This is a genomic window from Desulfomicrobium apsheronum (assembly GCF_900114115.1).
Taxonomy (GTDB): domain Bacteria; phylum Desulfobacterota; class Desulfovibrionia; order Desulfovibrionales; family Desulfomicrobiaceae; genus Desulfomicrobium; species Desulfomicrobium apsheronum.
Genome location: NZ_FORX01000007.1, coordinates 1 through 21,242 on the forward strand (window position 1 = coordinate 1; position 21,242 = coordinate 21,242).

Annotated in this window: 21 protein-coding genes; 12 read left to right on the forward strand and 9 right to left on the reverse strand. The window is 54.6% G+C overall.

Features of this window, described 5'->3' with window-relative positions:
- Positions 1-23: 23 nt before the first annotated feature.
- A complete protein-coding gene (locus tag BMZ40_RS08530) occupies positions 24-179 on the reverse strand; it encodes a (2Fe-2S)-binding protein (RefSeq protein WP_092372871.1) in 156 nt (51 codons plus the stop codon).
- Between the two features lie 174 nt (positions 180-353).
- Here BMZ40_RS08530 and BMZ40_RS08535 point away from each other — a divergent pair, with 174 nt between their 5' ends.
- The 5 genes from BMZ40_RS08535 (at position 354) to BMZ40_RS08555 (ending at position 5,773) form a co-directional block, all read left to right on the forward strand.
- Positions 354-551, forward strand: a complete 198-nt coding sequence (locus BMZ40_RS08535) for a hypothetical protein (protein WP_143075579.1) — start codon at positions 354-356, stop codon at positions 549-551.
- Entirely contained in the window at positions 548-1,228 is a 681-nt protein-coding gene (locus BMZ40_RS08540; RefSeq protein ID WP_092374104.1) for a YqiJ family protein, read from the forward strand. Before BMZ40_RS08535 ends, BMZ40_RS08540 begins: the two co-directional genes overlap by 4 nt.
- 2 nt (positions 1,229-1,230) lie before the next feature.
- Positions 1,231-3,003 carry a flotillin family protein gene (locus BMZ40_RS08545; protein WP_092374107.1) on the forward strand — a complete coding sequence of 591 codons (1,773 nt, stop codon included), beginning with the start codon at positions 1,231-1,233 and terminating at the stop codon, positions 3,001-3,003.
- Between the two features lie 575 nt (positions 3,004-3,578).
- Positions 3,579-4,130: a hypothetical protein gene (locus tag BMZ40_RS08550; RefSeq protein ID WP_092374110.1), complete on the forward strand. Its 552-nt coding sequence runs from the start codon at positions 3,579-3,581 to the stop codon at positions 4,128-4,130.
- A 170-nt stretch (positions 4,131-4,300) separates the two neighbouring features.
- The gene (locus tag BMZ40_RS08555) at positions 4,301-5,773 is read left to right on the forward strand and encodes an SEL1-like repeat protein (RefSeq protein ID WP_092374113.1); all 1,473 of its coding nucleotides are present in this window, start codon (positions 4,301-4,303) and stop codon (positions 5,771-5,773) included.
- Between the two features lie 240 nt (positions 5,774-6,013).
- Here BMZ40_RS08555 and BMZ40_RS08560 read toward each other — a convergent pair whose 3' ends face one another.
- Complete coding sequence (locus BMZ40_RS08560; protein WP_015774533.1) at positions 6,014-6,283, reverse strand: RNA recognition motif domain-containing protein; 270 nt, start codon at positions 6,281-6,283, stop codon at positions 6,014-6,016.
- Between the two features lie 298 nt (positions 6,284-6,581).
- Here BMZ40_RS08560 and BMZ40_RS08565 point away from each other — a divergent pair, with 298 nt between their 5' ends.
- The 5 genes from BMZ40_RS08565 to BMZ40_RS08585 all read left to right on the forward strand — a co-directional run bounded on the left by BMZ40_RS08565 (position 6,582) and on the right by BMZ40_RS08585 (position 13,451).
- Positions 6,582-7,502: a glycyl-radical enzyme activating protein gene (locus BMZ40_RS08565; RefSeq protein ID WP_092374116.1), complete on the forward strand. Its 921-nt coding sequence runs from the start codon at positions 6,582-6,584 to the stop codon at positions 7,500-7,502.
- A 4-nt stretch (positions 7,503-7,506) separates the two neighbouring features.
- Positions 7,507-9,864, forward strand: coding sequence for a trans-4-hydroxy-L-proline dehydratase (gene hypD, locus BMZ40_RS08570; protein WP_092374119.1), 2,358 nt, complete (start codon positions 7,507-7,509; stop codon positions 9,862-9,864).
- 1,373 nt (positions 9,865-11,237) lie between these two features.
- On the forward strand, positions 11,238-11,978 hold the full coding sequence (gene glnH, locus BMZ40_RS08575; RefSeq protein WP_092374121.1) for a glutamine ABC transporter substrate-binding protein GlnH: 741 nt from the start codon (positions 11,238-11,240) through the stop codon (positions 11,976-11,978).
- Between the two features lie 55 nt (positions 11,979-12,033).
- Positions 12,034-12,714, forward strand: a complete 681-nt coding sequence (locus BMZ40_RS08580; RefSeq protein WP_092374124.1) for an amino acid ABC transporter permease — start codon at positions 12,034-12,036, stop codon at positions 12,712-12,714.
- Positions 12,711-13,451, forward strand: a complete 741-nt coding sequence (locus tag BMZ40_RS08585; protein WP_092374127.1) for an amino acid ABC transporter ATP-binding protein — start codon at positions 12,711-12,713, stop codon at positions 13,449-13,451. The genes BMZ40_RS08580 and BMZ40_RS08585 overlap by 4 nt, the downstream gene beginning before the upstream one ends.
- A gap of 2 nt (positions 13,452-13,453) precedes the next feature.
- On the opposite strand, the gene BMZ40_RS08590 is transcribed toward BMZ40_RS08585, so the two are convergent.
- Together BMZ40_RS08590 and BMZ40_RS08595 are read right to left on the reverse strand one after the other, a co-directional pair.
- On the reverse strand, positions 13,454-14,161 hold the full coding sequence (locus tag BMZ40_RS08590) for an RluA family pseudouridine synthase (RefSeq protein ID WP_092374130.1): 708 nt from the start codon (positions 14,159-14,161) through the stop codon (positions 13,454-13,456).
- A gap of 111 nt (positions 14,162-14,272) precedes the next feature.
- Complete coding sequence (locus BMZ40_RS08595) at positions 14,273-15,058, reverse strand: NAD(+)/NADH kinase (RefSeq protein WP_177193084.1); 786 nt, start codon at positions 15,056-15,058, stop codon at positions 14,273-14,275.
- Between the two features lie 218 nt (positions 15,059-15,276).
- On the opposite strand from BMZ40_RS08595, the gene BMZ40_RS08600 reads away from it, so the two are divergent.
- Positions 15,277-15,687 carry a DVU0524 family FlgM-associated protein gene (locus tag BMZ40_RS08600; RefSeq protein WP_092374136.1) on the forward strand — a complete coding sequence of 137 codons (411 nt, stop codon included), beginning with the start codon at positions 15,277-15,279 and terminating at the stop codon, positions 15,685-15,687.
- Between the two features lie 77 nt (positions 15,688-15,764).
- Positions 15,765-16,067 (forward strand): flagellar biosynthesis anti-sigma factor FlgM, encoded by a 303-nt coding sequence (gene flgM / locus BMZ40_RS08605; protein ID WP_092374139.1) that lies wholly within the window; start codon positions 15,765-15,767, stop codon positions 16,065-16,067.
- Positions 16,068-16,121: 54 nt separating this feature from the next.
- On the opposite strand, the gene fliW is transcribed toward flgM, so the two are convergent.
- Genes fliW through flgN form a run of 5 tightly spaced genes read right to left on the reverse strand, consistent with a single transcriptional unit; the run spans position 16,122 to position 21,192 of the window.
- Positions 16,122-16,592, reverse strand: a complete 471-nt coding sequence (gene fliW, locus BMZ40_RS08610; protein WP_092374142.1) for a flagellar assembly protein FliW — start codon at positions 16,590-16,592, stop codon at positions 16,122-16,124.
- Positions 16,571-16,807 (reverse strand): carbon storage regulator CsrA, encoded by a 237-nt coding sequence (csrA, locus tag BMZ40_RS08615; RefSeq protein ID WP_092189101.1) that lies wholly within the window; start codon positions 16,805-16,807, stop codon positions 16,571-16,573. The genes fliW and csrA overlap by 22 nt, the downstream gene beginning before the upstream one ends.
- A 9-nt stretch (positions 16,808-16,816) precedes the next feature.
- Positions 16,817-18,589, reverse strand: a complete 1,773-nt coding sequence (gene flgL, locus BMZ40_RS08620; protein WP_092374145.1) for a flagellar hook-associated protein FlgL — start codon at positions 18,587-18,589, stop codon at positions 16,817-16,819.
- Positions 18,590-18,601: 12 nt separating this feature from the next.
- Positions 18,602-20,719: a flagellar hook-associated protein FlgK gene (gene flgK / locus BMZ40_RS08625; protein WP_092374148.1), complete on the reverse strand. Its 2,118-nt coding sequence runs from the start codon at positions 20,717-20,719 to the stop codon at positions 18,602-18,604.
- Positions 20,719-21,192: a flagellar export chaperone FlgN gene (gene flgN / locus BMZ40_RS08630; protein ID WP_092374158.1), complete on the reverse strand. Its 474-nt coding sequence runs from the start codon at positions 21,190-21,192 to the stop codon at positions 20,719-20,721. Before flgN ends, flgK begins: the two co-directional genes overlap by 1 nt.
- Positions 21,193-21,242 lie beyond the last annotated feature (50 nt).

Here is a 21,242-nt window from a genome sequence, read left to right on the forward strand (position 1 = left end):
AACTGACGAACGTCTGAAAGACATCAGCGACCTTTCGGATTCTTTTCAGCACACTGGCACCCACCAGCCTTTTTTTCGTTCATGATACGTTCAAAAATTGTAGATTTTCCTTTTTGAATAACATCCTGCTCAATATCGTCGGATGTATAGCCAAAACAATAGCATACGAGTTCTGACATAATCAAACTCCTTAAAGAAATTTTCCGATGAATGCATGATTTTCTCTGAATTGATTACGGCCAGGATGACGGCGATGTCAATTTTTGGCTCTGACGTCGGAAGGAATTTTTCAACACGCTGTTAGGACGTCATCCGGCATGGAAACGACGGGGGAATCCGTTTCCTCGCGAGACATGTTCGCCAAGGTTGCAAACGCTGAGTCCACCTTTGAACGGATTATGCGAAAAGCTGGCGGCGCCCCTCTGGCGACCGTTTCCGCGACAGATAGAGCTGCGGCCTCCCATCTTGTCGAACTGGACGAGATGCAGCGCCAAAGCGCCATCCGCGAGCGCCTGAATATGGCCAAAATCAAATTCGACAATCCGTCATGATCGCTTTTCTCCTGTCTTCGGAGAATCTCCCTTTCACCATCGCGTTGAGCGTAATGCTGGGTGTAGCTCTTCTTGAAGGGGTAAGCGCATTTTTTGGCATGGAATTTTCGGAAGCCGTCGAAACCATAATTCCTTCGGACATTGGGGTGGATGCCACATCCGGGGACGCCTCATCGGGGCTTTCGAAATTTCTTTGCTGGTTCAGGATTGGGCAGATGCCTGTCCTGATTCTGATTATCGTCCTGCTCACCTGTTTCGGCTTGATTGGCCTGGCGCTTCAAGGAGCCTTCTTCGGCATGACTGGCCGTTTTCTCCCGGGATTTCTTTCAGTTCCAGCAGTCTTTGTCAGTTCTCTGCCAGTGGCCCGGACGCTGTCCGGCTGGCTCGGCAGAGTTCTGCCACAGGATGAAACGGAAGCCGTTTCCGAGCAGACCTTTATTGGCCGCATCGCAGTAATCACTCTTGGAGTCGCGGCATCCGGCATGCCCGCGGAAGGCAGACTAAAAGATGCGCATGGGCTCACGCACTACATCCAGATTGAACCCATGGAGCCAAGCGACCGATTCAAGAGAGGCGACGAGATCCTTCTGGTCACACGCAGCAGTCACGTTTTCAAAGGAATACCAAACCCCACTCCAATGCTTTCACAAGCGCAAACCACTCTCTCAAGGAAATAGCCATGGACAACCTCATTTTCATCGCTTCCGTGTCGGTTTCTGTCCTCGTCGGCATGATCACCATCGGCCTCATCATGGCCCGCCTTTACAACAGAGCCAGCAAGGAAGTGTCTTTCGTGCGCACTGGCTTCGGCGGCCAGAAGGTCATCATGAATGGTGGCGCGCTGGTCATCCCGATCCTGCATGAAATCATCCCTGTAAACATGAACACCTTGCGCTTGGAAGTCCGCCGCTCCAACGACCAGGCCCTGATCACCAGGGACAGGATGCGCGTCGATGTAGCTGCGGAATTCTATACGAGAGTCAAGCCATCCGAAGAATCCATCGCCATGGCAGCCCAAACCTTGGGATACAAGACTCTTGAGCCCATGCAACTCAAAGAGCTGGTCGAGGGCAAGTTTGTTGATGCGTTGCGCTCGGTCGCCGCCGAAATGTCCATGGAAGAACTGCACGAAAAAAGAACGGAATTCGTGCAACGCGTCCAGAACGTGGTTTCAGAAGATTTGACCAAAAACGGGCTGGAACTCGAGACGGTCTCGTTGACTGGGCTGGACCAGACTTCGCGCGAATTCTTCAATCCTGACAACGCCTTCGATGCTGCGGGTCTCACGCGATTGACCATGGAAATTGAAGAAAAGCGAAAGACCCGCAACGATGTCGAACAAGACACGAATGTAGCCATTGCCAATAAAAATCTGGAGGCAGAGCAAAAGCAACTTCAGATCGCCAAAAACATGGAATACGCGCGCTTGGAGCAAGAGCGAGAGATCGAGATTCGTCGCGCATCGCAGGCAACGGAAATCGCAAGAGAGCGAGCCCAGAAAAAGCAAGAGGCAGATGAGGCGCAAATCCAGGCCAAACGGCAAGTGGACATGACCACTATATTGGCCGAGCGGGCCGTAGAAGAAGAGCAGATCGAAAAGGAGCGCAATGTCAAAGAACGCGACATCTCGCGAATCAAAGCTTTGGAGTCGGCAGAAATTGAACGCATGAAAACCGTGGAACTCGCCGAGCAGGACAAGGAAATCGCGTTGGCGGAGAAATCCAAAGCTAAAAGCGAAGCGCGAGCTGAGGCTGATAAAGCCCTGGCTCTGGCCGTAAGGGAAGAAGAAGCGGTCAAGACAGTTCGTGAAACAGCCGAGGCAGAACGCGTCAAGGCCGTAGACTTGGTGCAGGCAAGAAAGCTTGCCGAACGCGACGCCATAGCGGTTTTGGTTCAGGCCCAAGCGGATAAAAAAGCTGCGCTCGACAGGGCGGAGGCCTCGCGCATCCAGGCCACGGCAGAAGCCGACAGAAAACGCATTGAAGCTGAAGGCGAGGCCGAGGCGATGATTCTCTCCGCCAATGCCGCTGAAAAGCAATACCAGGTGGACGCCGAGGGCACTCTGGCGCTGAACGAAGCTGCCAACAAGCTCTCCCAGGAACAGGTCAGATTTGAACTAAAGAAAAAGCTCATCGCACATCTTCCTGAAATAATAAGAGAAAGCGTACGACCCATGGAAAAAATCGAGGGCATCAAAATCTTCCATCTGGAGGGTATGCCCGGTTCGAATGGCCACGTTCAAGGGGAAGCCTCAACAAACTCAACAAATCTGGCAGACCAGGTCGTTAACAGCGCCTTGCGGTACCGCGGACAGGCACCTCTCCTTGACTCCCTGCTGGCCGAAATCGGTCTTAAACCCGGCGATATCAACGGACTGACCGCCCCAATCGGAAGTATGGCAAATGATTTCAAAGACTCGGCTGCCTTGGAAATCAAGAATGTCGAAGCATGATTTCCGCGAGGGCTTCGGCCCTCGCCTTATCAATGATCATGTTACTGTAAAAGGATGTCACCCCTTTAGAGGATTTATTTAGACTATAAATACATTGAGAAAAAATGATAAAAAAACTTTTTTGGCTAAACAAAAAAATTACTAATCATATAATTAGAAAATGAATTATTCTGAAAATATAGAAGTAATTTATAGGAATTGATCAAAACAATATTACTAAAGATGTTAACATGGATTCATTAATACAATTAAAAAATATTTTGATAATAATAAAAATAGTTTTAGTTATATCATTTGTTTTTGTCATGCTTTGGAACAACAAAAATAAATAATACATAATAAAAAAAACTGCAACTATTTCAAGAAAAAGAGGATTCATAGTCAGAATATTGTCATGGCCTCACGAAACACCGGCACGAAACAACACTTTACGACTAGACAAATAACACTAGACACAAAACTATTGAAGCAGAATTGCTATCGTGCAAAAAAATTCATCCATGTATCAGCAACAATCTGCATTAAAAGCAACTTCATGTTTTAACTTTGCCTTAATTTTTTAATGGAGATTCAGAATGACATATTTTACTCAAATAATATTCTGTATTGTTTTGATAGCAACCATTTTATTATTAATTATATATTTAACAAAGACTAAATCTTTAAATACAAAAGCATATCAAATATTAAATAAAAATATTAAATTAAAAAACGATAATAAAAAATTTTTAATATTACAGAAACAAAAAAGTGATATTAAGACAAAACAAATCAACGCAAAATCAATAAAGAAAATATATGAATTAAATAGTTTCAAAAATAATAAAACTGAAGTTAAAGTAAAATGTAATATGTCTATAAAAAATTCAAAAAGTGAAACAATAGCGATCTTGATAAAATTCTTGAACGAAGAACCATTTGCATCTTTTATAAACCCTTGGAAAAACCTACTTAGTCACACAAAAAAATCTTATAGTATCAACTATACAAACTATATAGTTTACCAAATAATTTTCTTGTCATTTATATTAATGTTTGAATTAGCTATATTTGGTAAATATACAGTAACAAATATATACATCGTAACTTCTGCATTTTCATTAATACTCTCTGAAATCAAAAATTAAAATGATACACATAAAGGAAAAAACAGACGCTGTACATGCAATTCTAACAAAAAAATTAATGCTCAAATAATTAAAAATTCAAAACAAAGTTATCATTTTATAAAACTAAGCATCTGACTCAGTTTTATAAAATGACAATACAATAGATGAAAAACCAAAGGAGCAACAAGATGGACAAGACATTTCTCATATTAATATGCGCATTCTCAATGGTAGCTCTTTTGATGATCTTATCAAAAATAAAAAAAAACAACACATCTATAAAAAAATCATATTTATTCGATAAAAACAAAACAGAAAACTATATAAATTTCAAAAAAGATTCTTCAAAAAAATCAAGAAAATACGATATTTCAAACGCAAAAGAAGCATCAAAAAGCAACGATTCAACTTTTACAACTTCTATCTGTAAAGAAAAAATAATAGAACTTACAGATACAGATATTTTACAAGAAGATGAAGCAAAAACAAGAGACAACATATATACAAGTAAAAAAAGTATAAATTTAAATATAGAAATATCTAAAACAAAAGATTTCATCAAAGTCCTGACACCTAAATTTGCTAGCGAATTCTACACCATGGCATACGGACCTTCACCCGATATCTTACCATCTTCTATCACTTATTGCCACCATGCTAAAGACAATAATACAGAAGACACAGACTTTCTTATACGAGAACTCGTGACAGATGGATTGAATGGAAGTTTTTATGCTCTAAGCATGGCTGCAGTAATACACGCAGTGACACCAGACTGCCCGCAGCGTTCAAGAATTGAACTCATCGCTCCTTGGATTATCCGACACGTAGGCGAATCCGAGGGGCACTGGCTTCTTGGGGTTTTTGCGTTGCACTACCTCGCGTCGACCATTCAGAACGGCCGGGTTGCAACAGCCAGTTTTGCATTGGAACACCTCTCCAAAAGTTCGCTCGCCGGAAACTATAAAGGCATACTTTTCCCGCCGTATCTCAACGCCCCAGGCGCTGATTACCCGTTGCCACCGACAGACTACAGCCGACTCCTTTTGCCTAGCGACATGGACAATGAACTTCGGTCCTTCTGGCACTGGTGCCATCGCGCGGCAGATCTTGGCAATCCCTGGGCCAACGAAACAATTGCCAGCCTGCTCTACGCAAAACCCGACCCTGACCGTCCGATCAAAGAGCAAAGCCGCTTGGCCGTGTACCATCTTGAGAAGGCAGCCAGGAGCGGTCATAAACTCGCCGCCCTGACTTTGGGCGGCTTGTTTCATACTGGAAAAATAGAAGAAGAGTATAATACGTTGCTCATAGCAAACCGTGACATCCACAAGGCTTTTTTCTTCTATTCCCTGTTTACACGGCTTAAATGCGGCGGCGCGTACTTCCGACACGATGACGTTCGTTCGAACCTGCTGGCCGAAATGCATGCGCAAAAATATCTTTCCGACGATCCTTTGACCGGGAACCCACCGGAGATGACCAGTTTCGAGTACGAATCCATCCTCAAAGACACCAAAACAGTCTATGAAGAGTTCGAGGCCAAGAAGTTTGAAGAAAACGCAGCCCAAGAAGACCTTTACAACAAGGCCCGAAAAGCCCTGCCTGAACTCAGAGCCGAATTGGAAGCTGTGAGTGTGAGAGTCGGGGATGTGCTGTAGACCAACCCGTTCCTGTATCCCTGTTGATGTCGGAGTAAGCAATCGGGTCGCTAGAAAAATATTGTAGTGCTCATCATCAATATCAAGCAAAACAATGGAAATATTGTCCTCCGTCGTCCGGGACGGTGGACAAAAGGCCGGGGGAGCTCCAAAAATTACACGCCAACGCGCTTCATTAGCCCGGCCGCAGGGCAAAAAAAAACCCTGCCAGGCAGGGTTTAGAGGCTCAGATCGACGCGACTACCATCTGGGCCGGCGCTCACGCTCGGGACGGGGACGGGCTTCGTTGACCTTCAGGGAACGTCCGCCGTAATCGGCGCCGTCCAGAGCAGCGATGGCTTCTTCAGCGCCGCTCTCCATTTCCACAAAACCAAATCCGCGGGCTCTGCCTGTCTCACGGTCGGAAATGAGTTTAACGTTTGCAACTTGGCCGTACGTTGCGAACAGCGTTTCCACATCCTGCTCGGTGGCACTCCAGGGCAGGTTTCCGACATAAATGTTCTTCGACATGATGCACTTGTCTCCTGTAAAAAAACTGAAAAATCCAGGTTGAGTCTCCCATCGGATCTGTCGCGCCTTTGGGCCAAAACCCTTCCCGTCTCCTCGTACCTCGCACCAACCGAAATGGTTGATACATGGCTATGGAAAATACGTATTTCTAAAAAAAGAGGCAAGAGTTTATTTGAAAAGTTCTCTTGAAAAAGATGCCTTTTTTCGATCTTTTCAAACACGCCCGATTCCGGCATTTCCCCGGGAGCATTCTCCATTTAAAATTGTAAAAAATAACGATTTTCATTACCGATTAACAATGCCAAGCGCTGCCTCACCTTCCGGCACTCTTTTCGCCATCAAACGCTACGCCCTGCATGACGGGCCGGACTTGCGCGTGACCATTTTCCTGAAGGGCTGCCCCCTATCCTGCCTGTGGTGCCACAACCCCGAAGGCATCAAGGCCGCTCCAGCCATCCTGGCCCTGCCGGACAAATGTGTCGGCTGCGGAGAATGCATGGAAGCCTGCCCGCAAGGCGCCCTGCGTCCCGGACCGGTCGGCGTGATCAGAAACAGCGAGATCTGCACCGTCTGCGGCACCTGCGCCGAGGTATGCCCAGCCCTGGCTCATGAAGCCGTGGGCAGGACATGGACCGTGTCCGAAGCAATGACAGAGATAAAAAAAGAGATCCCCTTTTTTGCCGGAAACGGAGGCGGGGTGACGTTTTCCGGCGGGGAACCCTTGGCCCAACCCGATTTTCTTGAGGCCTTGCTTGTGGCCTGCGGGAACCTGGACCTGCACCGCGCCGTGGACACCAGCGGCTTCGCATCCGCCGAGACGATCTCGCGCATTGCCCGGCACACGGACCTTTTCCTTTTCGACATAAAGCACATGGACCCGGACACCCATCGCCGGGTGACAGGCGTGTCCAATGCCCCGATCCTTGCCAATCTGCGCCTGCTGGCAGAATTGGGGGCGCGAATCGGGCTCAGGCTGCCGCTCATACCGGGAATCAACGACGACGCGGAGAACATCCGCCGCACAGGTCTTTTGGCCGTATCCCTGCCGGGGATACGCGATATCGCCGTGCTTCCCTACCATGCCTCGGCCCGGGGGAAATACGCCAAACTCGGAATGTCCTATCCCGGAGCCGCCATCAAACAGAGCGATCCGGACAGCGTGGATCGTGCCGTGGATATTTTGCAGCATTGCGGGCTCGAGGTCCGCATCGGAGGATAGGCAGATGAACCAGAGAATCGAGCACCTGCGCGAAGAGAGCTTCGCCGCCGAACCATCCATTTCCATCGAACGCGCCCTGCTCGAAACCAAATTCTACCTCGAGAATTACGGCAAGCATTCCCTGCCCGTGCTGCGCGCCCTTGTTTTCAAGGATCTGTGCGAAAAAAAGACCATTTATCTTGGCGACGGCGAACTGATCGTGGGTGAACGCGGTCCCGCGCCCAAGTGCGTGCCGACCTTTCCGGAACTGACCTGCCACTCGGCCTCGGACCTGCGCGTGCTCGCGACCCGGCCCATGACCCGCTACCATGTCAGCGATGAGGATGTCGAAACCTACGAACGCGAGGTCATCCCCTACTGGACCGGCCGTTCCATGCGCGAACGCGTCTTCTCCCAGATTCCTGACGAATGGCGGGCAGCCTACGAAGCCGGCCTCTTCACCGAGTTCATGGAACAACGCGCCCCCGGCCATACGGCCCTCGACGGCACGATCTACGAATGGGGCATGCATGATTTCAAGGCGCGCATCGCCGAACGCATGAGCCGCCTGGACTATCTGAACGATCCCCTGGCCTCGGACCGCGCCGAGCAGCTGAAGGCCATGGACATCGCCTGCGACGCGGCCATCGTCTTTGCCCTGCGCCATGCCGATCTGGCCTGGGAAAAGGCCAAGACCGAGCCCAACCCCGCGCGCAAGGCCGAACTCACGCGCATCGCCGAGGTCTGCCGCCGCGTCCCGGCCCAGGCCCCGCGCGACTTCTGGGAAGCCCTGCAAATGTACTGGTTCGTGCACCTGGGCACCATCACGGAACTGAACGGCTGGGACGCCATGACCCCCGGCCATCTCGACCAGCACCTTACCCCCTTCTACGAGAAAGGCCTGGCCGACGGCACCCTGACCCGCGAAACGGCCAAGGAGCTGCTCTGTTGCCTGTGGATCAAGGTCAACAACCACCCCGCCCCGCCCAAGGTCGGCGTCACGGCCAAGGAGAGCGGCACCTATAACGATTTCACCAACATCAACCTCGGCGGCCTGAAACGCGACGGCTCTGACGGGGTCAGCGAACTCTCCTATCTCATTCTTGAAGTTGTCGACGAGCTCAAACTCCTTCAGCCCCAGACCAGCGTGCACATCAGCCAGAAGACGCCGGACCGCTTCCTGAAAGCCGCCGCCCGCGTCATCAAAAACGGCTACGGCTACCCGTCGATCTTCAACACCGACGCCGTGGTCATGGAACAGATGCGCGTCGGCAAAACCGTGGAAGACGCCCGAGAAGGCGGCTGCTCTGGCTGCATCGAGACCGGGGCCTTCGGCAAGGAAGCCTACATCCTGACCGGCTATCTAAACGTGCCCAAGGTGCTGGAACTGGCCCTGAACGACGGACGCGACCAGCTCACCGGCCGCCAGATCGGCCCCCGGACCGGCGACGCCCGTGATTTTTCGAGCTTCGACGACCTCTACGACGCCTTCACCCGCCAATTGGACTGGGTCGTGGACCTCAAGGTGCGCGTCAACAACTACATCGAACGCATGTACGCCACCCACTCCCCCGCACCCTTCCTTTCCACGGTCATCCACGACTGCATCGAAAAGGGCCGGGACTACGACGGCGGCCCGCGCTACAACACCAACTACATCCAGTGCTGCGGCATCGGCACGGTCACGGACAGCCTGTCCGCCATCAAGACCCAAGTCTTTGACGCAGCGACCGTCTCCATGCCCAAACTCACCCAGGCGCTACAGTCCAATTTCGAAAATTCCGAAGCCCTGCGCCTGAAACTCTGGAACAAGACGCCCTTCTTCGGCAACGATGACGATCGGGCCGACGACATCATGCGCCGCGTCTACGATTCACTCTTCACGGCCATCGACGGCCGCCCCAACACCAAGGGCACCGAATACCACTTGAACATGCTCTCCACCACCTGCCACGTCTATTTCGGCAAGATGCTCGGCGCCTCGGCCAACGGCCGCCTGGCCGGGCTACCCGAATCCGACGGCACCTCGCCCTCCCACGGCGCGGACAGGAACGGCCCCACGGCCGTGGTCAAGTCACTCTCGAAAATGGACCAAATCAAATCCGGCGGCACTCTCCTCAACCAGCGATTCCTGCCAGACGTCCTCAAAACCGATCAGGACCTGGACAAGCTCGCCCAACTGGTGCGTACCTATTTCCGCCTCGGCGGCCACCACATCCAGTTCAACGTGGTCGACACGGCCACCCTGCGCCAAGCCCAGGCCAGCCCCGACCAACACCGCAACCTGCTGGTCCGCGTAGCCGGATACAGCGACTACTTCGTGGACCTGGATCTGGACCACCAGGAAGAAATCATCCGGCGCACAGAGCAGGAAACGGCGTAGGCTGAAAAGATGCCTCCGGCGGGCAGGGGACTCGTCCCCTGCACCCCATTCACATCCTCCTCAACCCATCAGCATCGCCCCCAGACCCCGTCCCCATCCTTCTCAACCCATCCGCATCGCTTCAACCCGTCCGCATCGCCTCAAGCGGGTCGGCGTGGTCCGGGCGAGGACTGTCGGCTGTTTGACTGAGCCAGGCATCGTTTGCTTCCCGGCCGCGTGCCGGACAACGCGCGCAAGGATGCCAAAAGCTCAAGGACGGGAAGCATTACGAGGCCCGCGAAGGAGTTCCGGCAGACCTCGCCCGAACCGCACCGACCCGCGCCCCCCCCAACCAGCGTCAAATCCACACCGCCTACACACGGAAACTTCCCCCCAGCACCCCGCCCCCATCCTTCTCAATCCTTCCACATCACCTCAAGCGGGTCGGCGTGGTCCGGGCGAGGGCTGTCGGCTGTTTGACTGAGCCAGGCATCGTTTGCTTCCCGGCCGCGTGCCGGACAAAGCGCGCAAGGATGCCAAAGCTCAAGGACGGGAAGCATTACGAGGCCCGCGAAGGAGTTCCGGCAGCCCTCGCCCGGACCGCACCGACACGCGCCCCCCGCATCCAGCGCCAAATCCACGCCTTCGACAAACAAAAACCTCGCCCCCCAGCACCCTTTCCCCTTCCTTCACAACCCATCAGCACCCCTCTCAACCCGTCCACATCACCTCAAGCGGGTCGGCGTGGTCCGGGCGAGGGCTGTCGGCTGTTTGACTGAGCCAGGCATCGTTTGCTTCCCGGCCGCGTGCCGGACAAAGCGCGCAAGGATGCCAAAGCTCAAGGACGGGAAGCATTACGAGGCCCGCGAAGGAGTTCCGGCAGACCTCGCCCGGACCGCACCGACCCGCGCCCCCCGCATCCAGCGCCAAATCCATGCCTTCGACAAACAAAAACCTCGCCCCCAGACCCCGTCCCCATCCTTCTCAACCCATCCGCATCGCCTCAACCAATCCGCATCACCTCAACCGTGTCGGCGTGGTCCGGGCGAGGACTGTCGGCTGTCTGACTGAGCCTGGCATCGTTTACTTCCTGGCCGCGTGCCGGACAAAGCGCGCAAAGATGCCAAAATCTCAAGGACGGGAAGCATTACGAGGCCCGCGAAGGAGTTCCGGCAGACCTCGCCCGGACCGCTCCGACACGCGCCCCCCGCATCCAGCGTCAAATCCACGCCGCCACCTCCCCGACACGCGCTCCAGCCCGTTCCGCCCAGAGAATCGATCGTTCCGATTCCGCCAACCTTCTTGCATTTTCCGGCTTTTTGGCCCATGCCAAGGACGATTTTTCGCCATAGTGGCCAAACCCGTTTCTTCTCATCCATCATCAAGGAGGCTCCATGAAACGCATCCTGCTTTTCGCCGTTTTAGCTCTGGCTCTGTGCGCGACCACCGCTTCAGCCAAAAAGCTGGTCGTGGCCACGGATACCAATTTTCCGCCTTTTGAATTCAAGGACCCCGAGAGCGGCAAGCACACCGGCTTCGACGTGGAGCTTTGGGACGCCATCGCCAAGGAAATCGGCGCCGAGTACGACCTGCAGCCCATGGACTTCAACGGCATCATCCCCGGCCTGCAGTCCGGCCAGGTTGACGTTGGCATCGCCGGCATCACCATCAAGCCCGAACGCGCCGAAGTCGTCGACTTCTCCGACCCCTACTACAACGCGGGCCTTCTGATCCTGGTCAAGGCCGACAACGAAGACATCACCGACGTGAAGGCTCTGGCCGGCAAGATCGTGGCCACCAAGCTCGGCACCACCAGCGAAGACTTCGCCAAGAAGGAAGCCGGAGCCAAGGAAGTGAAGCTTTTCCCCAACAATGACGCCATGTTCATGGAACTGCTCGCCGGCGGCGCTGATGCGGTCATCTTCGACTCCCCGGTAATCTCCGAATTCGTGCGCACCGTGGGCAAGGGTCAGGCCAAGATCGTCGGTCCCCTGTACATGGGCCAGTCCTACGGCATCGGCTTCCCCAAGGGCAGCGATCTGGTCACCAAGACCAACGCCGCGCTCCAGAAGCTCAAAGACAGCGGCGCCTACCGCGAACTGTACATCAAGTGGTTCGGCACCGAGCCCAAGTAATCCCTTCAAATCATCCATGGAGGCAGGATCTTCCTGCCTCCATTTCGAGACACCCATGGCCTTTCAATTCGAACCAAGCGTCGTTGTCGACACCTTGCCCATGCTCATGCGCGGAGTCTGGTACACCATCTACCTGACCGTCGGCGGCCTGTTTTTCGGCTTTCTTCTCGGAGTGGCCACGGGCCTCATGAAGCTGGCCCGCCCCTTTTTCGTCCGCAAGCTCGCCGATCTCTATGTGGAACTCATTCGCGGCACGCCCATGCTGGTGCAGGCCATGTTCCTCTATTACGGCGTGCCCATGGCCGTGGGTCTGCGCATCCCGCCGCTCATCGCCGGAGTCATCGTCATTGCCATCAACTCCGGAGCCTACATCGCCGAGATCGTGCGCGGTGCCATCCAGTCCATCAATGTCGGACAAACCGAAGCAGGGCGCTCCATCGGCCTGACCCGGGCCCAGACCATGCGCTACATCATCTGGCCCCAGGCCTTCAAACGCATGATCCCGCCGCTGGGCAACCAGTTCATCATCAGCCTCAAAGACACCTCGCTGCTGATGGTCATCGGCGTGGGTGAGCTGCTGCGGACCGGCCAGGAGATCGTGGCTGTCAATTTTCGGGCGTTTGAAGTCTATATGGCCGTGGCCATGGTCTATCTGGTCATGACCATGAGCATCGCCAAGGCCCTGAAAATCCTTGAGAACAGACTCATAAACAAGACCAGCGGAAAGCGCGCATGATTGAAATAAAGAACCTGCACAAGAAGTTCGGTGATCTGGAAGTTTTGAAAGGAGTCAACCTGACCGTAGCCTCGGGAGAGGTGGTCTGCATCATCGGACCGTCAGGCTCGGGCAAGTCGACCGTGCTGCGCTGCATCAACCGGCTGGAGACACCGACTGCGGGCACGGTGATCGTCGACGGGCACGATATCATGAACCCACGGACAGACATCAATTACGTGCGCACCGAAGCGGGCATGGTCTTTCAGCAGTTCAACCTCTTCCCGCACATGACCGTGCTCGACAACGTGATCCTCGGACCGGTCAAGGTCCGCAAAATGCCTCGTGCCGATGCCGAGCACCTGGGCCATGACCTTTTGGCAAAGGTGGGCCTGGGCTCCAAGGCCCTCGCCTACCCGGAGCAGCTCTCGGGGGGCCAGAAGCAGCGCGTAGCCATCGCCCGCGCCCTGGCCCTGCAGCCCAAGGTCATCCTCTTTGACGAGCCGACCTCGGCCCTGGACCCGGAACTTGTCGGCGAAGTGCTGGAAGTCATGAAGAAGCTGGCCGCCGAGGGCATGACCATGATCGTGGTCACGCATGAGATGGGCTTCGCCCGCGAGGTGGCGGACAGGGTCATCTTCATCGACGAAGGAGTGATCCAGGAAGAAAACACCCCGCAGGAATTTTTCAACGCGCCCAAAAATCCCCGCCTGCGGGACTTTCTGGGCAAGATCGTGGGTACCTGCCGGGAAATGTAGGTTCAGGGCAACTGGGCCCGGCCCACCAATTGCGCAAAAATGGTCGGCATTGGCGCTTCAAGGGTCATGCGTTGACCCGAGAACGGATGCGCGAAGCTGATTGAAGCAGCATGCAGCGCCAGGCGGGAAAAATTGTCGCCCTTGCCTCCGTATTTCCGGTCACCGGCCACAGGATGCCCCAGATCCGCCATCTGCACCCGGATCTGGTGCTTGCGTCCAGTCAGCAATTCAATCCTCAAAAGCGAATATCCTCCCTTCTCCTTGACCACGGTCCAGGCGGTCTGCGCCAACTTGCCGAGCCTGGCGTCGCGAGTGGAATAGACCTTGTGCACACCGCTCTCCACCAGATGGGAGATGACCGTGCCCGAGGCCTTGTCCATTTGCCCGTGCACCACGGCAGCATAGATCTTGGTGGTATCCCCCCACTGATCCTGCAGGGTGCGCTTGGCCGCCTCGGTCTTGGCGAAGAGCAAAATCCCCGAAGTCTCCCGATCCAGGCGATGGACAATGAAAATCCTGTACCTGGACTTGGCGTTGCCCTTGCGCACGTAATCGGTCAGGGCGTAATAGGCGGTACGCGTCTTCTCCGCCTCCGTGGCCATGGTCAGCATCCCGGCGGGCTTGTCCACGACGATGATGTCCCGGTCCTCGTGAATGATATGAAGCCCCGGAGGCAAATGCCTTGAGCCGGAGCGAGCTTGTCCACTCATTGGTTGTCCTTGAAGGAAAGTGTTGCAGAATTTTTTGACGCCAAGGCCAGCTTTGCCCACGATGCGCGCCAACCGATCGGAAAAAGAGGCAAAAGTCCAGGCCAAAACCCGTCAACTCTCGCGCACGAACCCCTTGGACTTGAGTTTGTGGGCGTATTGGGAGTGCAGAGGCCGGATCAGGTTGAGCCTTTTTTCGGCTCTGGAGGCGAAGATGTTGTCTCCGGCGGCCAGGACCACGCCGGTCTGGCCGTCTTGGGTCAGATAGACATCCGGGGCCGCGTCGAGGACCAGGATGCGCAGGTCGTTCTCGAACGGCAGGACCATGGGTCTGAAGGCGTGCAGGAATGGACAGATGGGAGTCAGGGCGAAGACGTTGAGCTCCGGGTAGATGAGCGGTCCGCCTGCGGAGATGGAATAACCCGACGAACCGGTGGGCGTGGCCACGATCATGCCGTCGGCCCGCACAGTGCCAAGGTGGTCGTTGCCGTACCACATGTCCAGCCTGATCATGCGCGCCAGGCTTCCGCAGCTGATGACCAGATCATTTATGGCGTAGCCCCGATAATACTCCTGACCGCGCCGGAGCACATGAAAGCTGATGACCAGCCGCTGGGACATGTCGTACTCCCCACGCAAAATGAGCGTCAGGGATTCGCGCCAGTCCGTGGGCGAAAGCTCCGTAAGAAACCCGACTTTGCCGAGGTTCAGGCCCAGGATCGGGATACCCATATCCTGCACGGCCCGGGCCACGGCGAGCAGTGTGCCATCGCCGCCCAGGGTCAGGATCATGTCCGCATCCCCCCAGGTCGAGACGCAGTGGACCTCTTCCTTGGAAGATGCGACAATCCGTGCCGAGCGCCCCTCGCCCACGAGCCAGCGCCGGATTTGCCGGGCCATGTTGGCCGCCAGCTCGTTCTCGACGTTATGGACAATGACTATTTTGCTGATGATTTTTCCCATTTGCGGGAGTGTAAGCAAAAGGTCTCGCGTATTCAAGGAGAGGGGCAATGTGAGTTTGCGGCGAGCCTTGGGCGTGGACAAACTTTTTTGCAAATAAAACTAAAGTTCGCTGACAAGTGGCCGATAGGGAGAAGTAAGAGGTATGCCCTGTGACAGTGAATCCCTTTCTCGTCAAAAACGTGATGCGCACGTACGACCAGCACCAAGAAGCGGGTCGACGCATTGCCAGGTTCAAGAAATACATGGACCGCGCCGGGCAAGAGGATTCCGTTTCCATTTCCAAGGAAGCCAAAAGACGCCAGCTGGTCGAAAAGGTCGCAGGCGAGATCGTGAACAACCTCATCGGATCGGACACCACGAACCCGGTCGTTCGTGAAATCAAGACACAGATGGCCAAGGAATTCGGACAGGATGTGCTTTTCAGGTACCCGTCCGACGGAAGCGGCCTTCAGATACTGAAAAAAACAGACCAGGGTGTCGCGGAATTGACCAACGGCGAAAAGGATGCTTTCATGCGCCGGTTGTGGGAAATCGCCTTGACCCGGGTCAACGAAACAATGCTCTAGGCCTTGTTCTTGGGGGGCGCGTCTCGTCCACGTGAGGATAAAGCCAGTGCGGCCGGAAACCCCGGCAGGAGCGGAAAATGTCGATCAACACCATCAAATCTTTCAGCGGCTACGAATCGCAACGACTGGACCAGCTGGAGCAGCAGCGCCAGGAGCACCAGAAGACCGTTGCCAATCAGGACAGCGGTTCCGACCGCATCTCCATCTCCGATGAAGCGCGGCTCAAGGTGAGCATGCTCAAAACTGCCCAGGAAAGCGACGGGGTGCGAGCCGACAAGGTCGCCGACGTGAAGGCCCGGATAGAGGCGGGAGAGTACAGTGCTAACGGTAAGGATATCGCGGCCAGCCTGCTCAGACAGGAGCTTGACATCTGGGGCTGACCCATTTGCGACTCGACAGAAAAAGCCTGACCGGTGACCCGGCCAGGCTTTTTTTCATGAATTGGCCAAACGCCTGTCCTCGTTTCCAAGGTCGCGCAGCAGGACCTGGGACGGAAATCCCGATTCCACTTGCGGGGACTGAAGCCCCAGGCGTTCCTGGACATTGACGCAGATGGGCCCGGTCAGATTGAGGGTACTCCCTTGCGGGTCGCCCTTGGGCACGGTCACGCTGACCAGGATGACCAGGTCGTGGATGCTGCGCACCTTCAAAATCCGCTCTTCGGCCGCAGCCAGCCGAATCTCATAGTTCGGTAAGAATGAGAACGGATCGGCGAGCATCATGCCCATGCTCGGCATTTCAATGCATTGTAAAAAATGAAAGGGTGTTCCGGGCTTGAACTCCACCAGGGCGAATTCCCGCAGGGACTCGAAACCGATGATGCCGCGCGGAAACCGGATGGTCTTGTCTGCGGAAATGACCAGCTGCCCGATGCGTGAATTTATTATTTGTCTTTGCTTGTCCATATTGCTGCCGCCATCATCAGATCGTTGTTGTCGAGTTCCAGGGCCGAGGCGTTCTGGGTCTGCACCTTGAGATAAATTTCTTCCCGGTAGACCGGCATGTGTTCCGGCACTTCAAGGCCCAGTTTGATCTGCTGTCCCTTGATGCTTAAAATCGTGATCTTGATGTCATCACCCACATGCACGCTTTCTCCGGGGCGACGAGAGAGTATGAGCATAACCCCTTCCTACAGATAATTGACCAGGCTCATCTTCATGATCATGGACGAGGATTTGAGGACCGCCTCATAAGACAGCTGCTGGTTGGCCAGTTCCGTCAGAAGCGTGGCCAGATCCGCATCCTCCACATTGCTCATGCGCTCGGTTTCGTTGAGTTTAAGGCCGGAGAGGACAGTGTCGGCCACGTCGAGCCGGTTTTCCCGCGCACCCACGGAGGCCAGCTGGGTGGTGAAATACTGATGACCCGCCTTCAACCCGTCCAGAGCCTCGGCACATCCTTGCTGGTTGTTGTTTTCAAGGGCGGCCACCAGCTTTCCCACGGTGACCATGATGTTCTTGCCCACGTCGGAATCCGAGAACACCGGCTGCGTCCCGTTTTCATAGTAGCCGCCAAAAATTTCCGCACCGATATTGTTGAGCTGCAAATACTGCCCGGCGGAAATCTCCACGTTGTGGGCCGCCGTCTGGGGGTGGATGACGAACTGGTCGCCAGCCTTCAGGTCGGACGCACCGGGCCTGTTTGTAAGAACAAGCTTGCCTCCCGGTACCAGAAGCTCGGAGGCGTTGGTGCCAGTCAGAGACGCGGAACGATCGTCGGACCAGCTCGTCCCGCCATCCGTGCTGTATTTGTAGGTAATCTTGGAATCGCCAAAATCGACCTTATTGATGCGCACCATCACGTCATTATCGAAAAGCCCGCGCCCCTCGGCATTGATCGTGGAGCCCATCTGCAACACGCCTGTGGAGCCGGCCTTCACATCAAGTTGTGTTCCGACAAGATTTGTTCCTGACAGACTCACTGTTCCGTAAGGCGTTTCGACCACACAGGATGATGTTGCCGGTATCGACGTAATCAAAGGATCACCAGCCCCGTTGCCAAGGGGAGTTGCGGTAATCTTTAAATTTGCCGCATTGTCGGGATCCACCACCACGGTCACTCTTACATCCCGCTCGAACCCACCAAGAGGCTCCGCCACAACATCAAGGCCTCCTGCGGTATAAACCACCGCCGACTGGGATTCGTGATCCCCCTTATACACCGCCGTAGGCGCGATGGTCAGCCAGGATCCCGTTTCGGTCGAAACGTTTGTTTCAGGCGATGGCCAGACTTGATATTTCGGCCCCAGATTAAGATCAATCCCGCCCAAATCCAGCGTGCCATCCGCACCCACTGTTCCCTTTGTCCAAGTTGTGCCGCCGTCTTTGCTGTAGCGGTATTCCCCTCCAGCTGCGTCGACGGGACCTGGACCCGCCCCCAAAAACTGGACCGCAATACTACGACTACTCTGGCCCGTGACCAGACCAAGACTTTTTCCGTCCTGATCATAGACCATGAGCGCCTCCTCGAAGGCGCTCCCCTCGAACTTCTGTCCCCCGAAAATGGATTTGCCTTCGAAACGGGTGTTGCCCAGATTGACCAGCTGGCTGAAAAGCTGACGGACCTCGTAGGAGGTGGCCTCGCGGTCTGAAGCGGTCATTGTGCCGGAAGCGCCCTGTTCGGCCAGACCCTTGAGTTTGGTCAAAATGGTGCTGACCTGAATCATGGATTCATCGGCCAGGCCGAGCCAGCCCTTGGCCGTGTCTATATTGGAGCGATACTGGTCGATGGAAGCCAGGGAAGAACGGTAATTGAGCACGCGGGCAGTGCCCACCGGATCGTCGGAGGGTCTGTTGATACGCTTCTGGCTGGAAGCCTGCATGTTCAAATCCATGAGCTTAGACTGGGTGTCCTGCAGGTTGTACAGAAAATTGCTGTACTGGTTACGAAGAGATACGCGCATGTCCCGCCTCCATTAGTTCTTGAGCCCCAGCAGCACTTGCAGCATGGACTCGGCGGTGGTGATCAGTTTCGCAGCCGCAGTATAGGCGTGCTGAAACTTGATCAGGTTGGTCATTTCCTCGTCCAGATTCACGCCCGAGACGGATTCCTGCCGCGATCTCAGGTCATTTGCCAGGGCCTGCTGGTATTCATAATTGAACTTTGAAGACTGCGTGTCCGAGCCCGCTTTGGCCACCAGTGTGGAATAATATTCCCCCAGGGTCTGGCGGGTCGTACCTTCGCTTACGGTGCGCGTGGTCACGGCCTTGTTCTGCAAGGCGGCAAGGGCGGCGGATGTGGTGTTGTCGCCCTCGTTCATCTCCCCGGCGCCGTTAATGTGACCGGTATTGATGCGCGCAGTGTTGCCGCGCACATCATTGTTGAGTGACAGGCTCCTGGCGTTGGAACCATCGAAAAAAGTATTGATGCCCAAGGCGGCAAGCAGGCCGGTGGAATCGGAACCAAAGGCGAAATCATAGCCGTCTGCGGCTTCGATCTGCAGATGGTTGTCCAACACGGAGGCCGTGAGCTTGCCGGGAAAAACTCGCTTTATAGCTTCAACAACACGGTCGAGGGAATGATCTTGGGCAACGAAATTTTGCACCCCGTCATCCGCGCTGAAATCCAAAGCCGAAAACTGCACCAACGCTCCGGTATTTTTGTCGTAAACCCCGATCATGAGGTTACCGTCTTCCAGTTTGTCGCCAAATGCCGACCCAGCACCGGTTTGCAGGGAAAGCTCGCTGCTCGTCACCCCGTAGGTTCCAATGACTTCTTCGAAGCGTTCAAGCCCAGTGCCCTGGGAATGGATACGGTTGACTTCCCAGGCCAGGCCCTTGGCAAAGGCGTCCAGCTTTTCGATATAACTACCCACGCTCGCATCACGAAACTGGAAGTACCCGGCCAGGGTGCCCCCGGTCAGACGACGTTCGTTATCTTCGCCGTTGGGCATGATCTGGGGAGTGATGTTGATCCTGGAAGAAGTGGTCTCGTACCAGAACAAAGACTTGTTGGGCAGTATCTGAAAACGATCGTCTTTCTGCAATGTATCCATACCGACGTCCCCATCCGGAAACGTCAGAGTGCCCTTGCCGTCGGGCAGCAGAAAAGCCTCTCCTGTGTAAGTAAATTCACTGCCACCCGCTTCATTAGTCATCCAAGTCTTACCGCCATCCACAGACACACTGAACTTCAACATGTCTTCTTCCGCAACAGGCGGCACTGGGGGCACAGACACATTGTTCAAAATTTTTATAGTGTATTCGCTGGAACTTTCCCCGTCAAAAGTCGGCAACCCGTTATAGGTAGAGGTGCTTTTCAAATTCGGAATAGACGACGGAGAATCGAAAGCCAACCGAAAGGCACTGACGCCGTCAACCAGGGTATGCCCGGCCTGGGTGGTGATGGTCACATTGCCAAGGCCGTTGTCGATATATCTGATATCGATCTTTTCGGCCAACTTCCGAACCAGAGTCGCACGCTCGTCGCGCAGTCCGTTGGCGTTGTTCTTGCCAGTCTCCTCGGTCACGGTGATCTGCTTGTTCAGCGCGGCAATGCTTTCAAGAAGTGTATTGATCTCGGAAACTTCAGCACGAATGGTATCATCGGTCTGAGATTGCAGACGCTGCAGATCGCCGTAGACAACCCCTATGGCCTGTTCCAGATTTGAGGCATGGCCGAGCAAGGCGGCCCGCACGCTCTGATTGTCGGGACTGGTGGCCAGGGTCTGCCAATCCGCCCAAAATGCGGACAAGGCCGAGTTGACCCCTTGCGCGTTGGATTCGTTGAAAATCATTTCAACGTTCTGCAGATTCTCGTAGAGCTTCTGCCAACGCTGCTGCTCCGAACTTTTGTCATTGTACATGATCTCGGTGAACTCATCGAAATAACGGATGACTTCGGCCGCGTTGACCCCTGTACCGAGCTGGCCCGGAGTATAACTGATGTAGTAGCCATCCTCGAAGCGCACCGCCTGACGGCTGTAACCTTCGGTATTGGCGTTGGAAATGTTGTTGCCGACGACCTCGATGGCCGACTGGTTGGCAAAAAGGGACTGCTTCCCGATATTGAACAGGGATGCGATGCCGGGCATCAGAGCCTCCCGCGCACCAGAGTCGCCGTGGCCGTGCGGTCCTGCCACGTCCCCTTGGCCGAGTAGGTGTTGCGCTCCCTCGGTGCGACCTGATTCTGAAAATGGCTGAGCAGCACGCCGCTCTGCTTCCAAAGGGCCATGGCCAGATCGGCGTTGATCGAGGCCAGCTGGCCGCTGTCCTGCTCATGCGTGATGATCTTGGCCCGCCACGTTTCAAAGATGCGCCTGTCCGCAGCAGACAGGGTCTCCAGAAAAACAGCCAGATTGGTCATGCCCGCCGATTGCAGACGATGGACCAGAGCCTCGCGTTCGCGCACGAGCTGCCTGATCAGGTCCTGGATGCACATCTCAAGTCCCGTCACCTGATCCGGCGCGCCCGCCCGCAGCAAGGAGTATTCCTCGCGCAGGAGCTGGCAGAGAAGCTCTGTGCCTTTTGCCTGACGAATGAGACTGCCGAGAATGATCTGTTGCATATCGTGCTTCCTTAAACATGAGCGGTAGTGAAAATTAAGGCCGAGGCAGG

What these genes read in the sequence shown, in the direction of transcription:
- BMZ40_RS08530 (WP_092372871.1), bottom strand. Translation starts at nt 179, where the DNA reads ATGTCAGAACTCGTATGCTATTGTTTTGGCTATACATCCGACGATATT.
- BMZ40_RS08535 (WP_143075579.1), top strand. Translation starts at nt 354, where the DNA reads ATGTTCGCCAAGGTTGCAAACGCTGAGTCCACCTTTGAACGGATTATG.
- BMZ40_RS08540 (WP_092374104.1), top strand. Translation starts at nt 548, where the DNA reads ATGATCGCTTTTCTCCTGTCTTCGGAGAATCTCCCTTTCACCATCGCG.
- BMZ40_RS08545 (WP_092374107.1), top strand. Translation starts at nt 1,231, where the DNA reads ATGGACAACCTCATTTTCATCGCTTCCGTGTCGGTTTCTGTCCTCGTC.
- BMZ40_RS08550 (WP_092374110.1), top strand. Translation starts at nt 3,579, where the DNA reads ATGACATATTTTACTCAAATAATATTCTGTATTGTTTTGATAGCAACC.
- BMZ40_RS08555 (WP_092374113.1), top strand. Translation starts at nt 4,301, where the DNA reads ATGGACAAGACATTTCTCATATTAATATGCGCATTCTCAATGGTAGCT.
- BMZ40_RS08560 (WP_015774533.1), bottom strand. Translation starts at nt 6,283, where the DNA reads ATGTCGAAGAACATTTATGTCGGAAACCTGCCCTGGAGTGCCACCGAG.
- BMZ40_RS08565 (WP_092374116.1), top strand. Translation starts at nt 6,582, where the DNA reads ATGCCAAGCGCTGCCTCACCTTCCGGCACTCTTTTCGCCATCAAACGC.
- hypD (WP_092374119.1), top strand. Translation starts at nt 7,507, where the DNA reads ATGAACCAGAGAATCGAGCACCTGCGCGAAGAGAGCTTCGCCGCCGAA.
- glnH (WP_092374121.1), top strand. Translation starts at nt 11,238, where the DNA reads ATGAAACGCATCCTGCTTTTCGCCGTTTTAGCTCTGGCTCTGTGCGCG.
- BMZ40_RS08580 (WP_092374124.1), top strand. Translation starts at nt 12,034, where the DNA reads ATGGCCTTTCAATTCGAACCAAGCGTCGTTGTCGACACCTTGCCCATG.
- BMZ40_RS08585 (WP_092374127.1), top strand. Translation starts at nt 12,711, where the DNA reads ATGATTGAAATAAAGAACCTGCACAAGAAGTTCGGTGATCTGGAAGTT.
- BMZ40_RS08590 (WP_092374130.1), bottom strand. Translation starts at nt 14,161, where the DNA reads ATGAGTGGACAAGCTCGCTCCGGCTCAAGGCATTTGCCTCCGGGGCTT.
- BMZ40_RS08595 (WP_177193084.1), bottom strand. Translation starts at nt 15,058, where the DNA reads ATGGCCCGGCAAATCCGGCGCTGGCTCGTGGGCGAGGGGCGCTCGGCA.
- flgM (WP_092374139.1), top strand. Translation starts at nt 15,765, where the DNA reads ATGTCGATCAACACCATCAAATCTTTCAGCGGCTACGAATCGCAACGA.
- fliW (WP_092374142.1), bottom strand. Translation starts at nt 16,592, where the DNA reads ATGGACAAGCAAAGACAAATAATAAATTCACGCATCGGGCAGCTGGTC.
- csrA (WP_092189101.1), bottom strand. Translation starts at nt 16,807, where the DNA reads ATGCTCATACTCTCTCGTCGCCCCGGAGAAAGCGTGCATGTGGGTGAT.
- flgL (WP_092374145.1), bottom strand. Translation starts at nt 18,589, where the DNA reads ATGCGCGTATCTCTTCGTAACCAGTACAGCAATTTTCTGTACAACCTG.
- flgK (WP_092374148.1), bottom strand. Translation starts at nt 20,719, where the DNA reads ATGCCCGGCATCGCATCCCTGTTCAATATCGGGAAGCAGTCCCTTTTT.
- flgN (WP_092374158.1), bottom strand. Translation starts at nt 21,192, where the DNA reads ATGCAACAGATCATTCTCGGCAGTCTCATTCGTCAGGCAAAAGGCACA.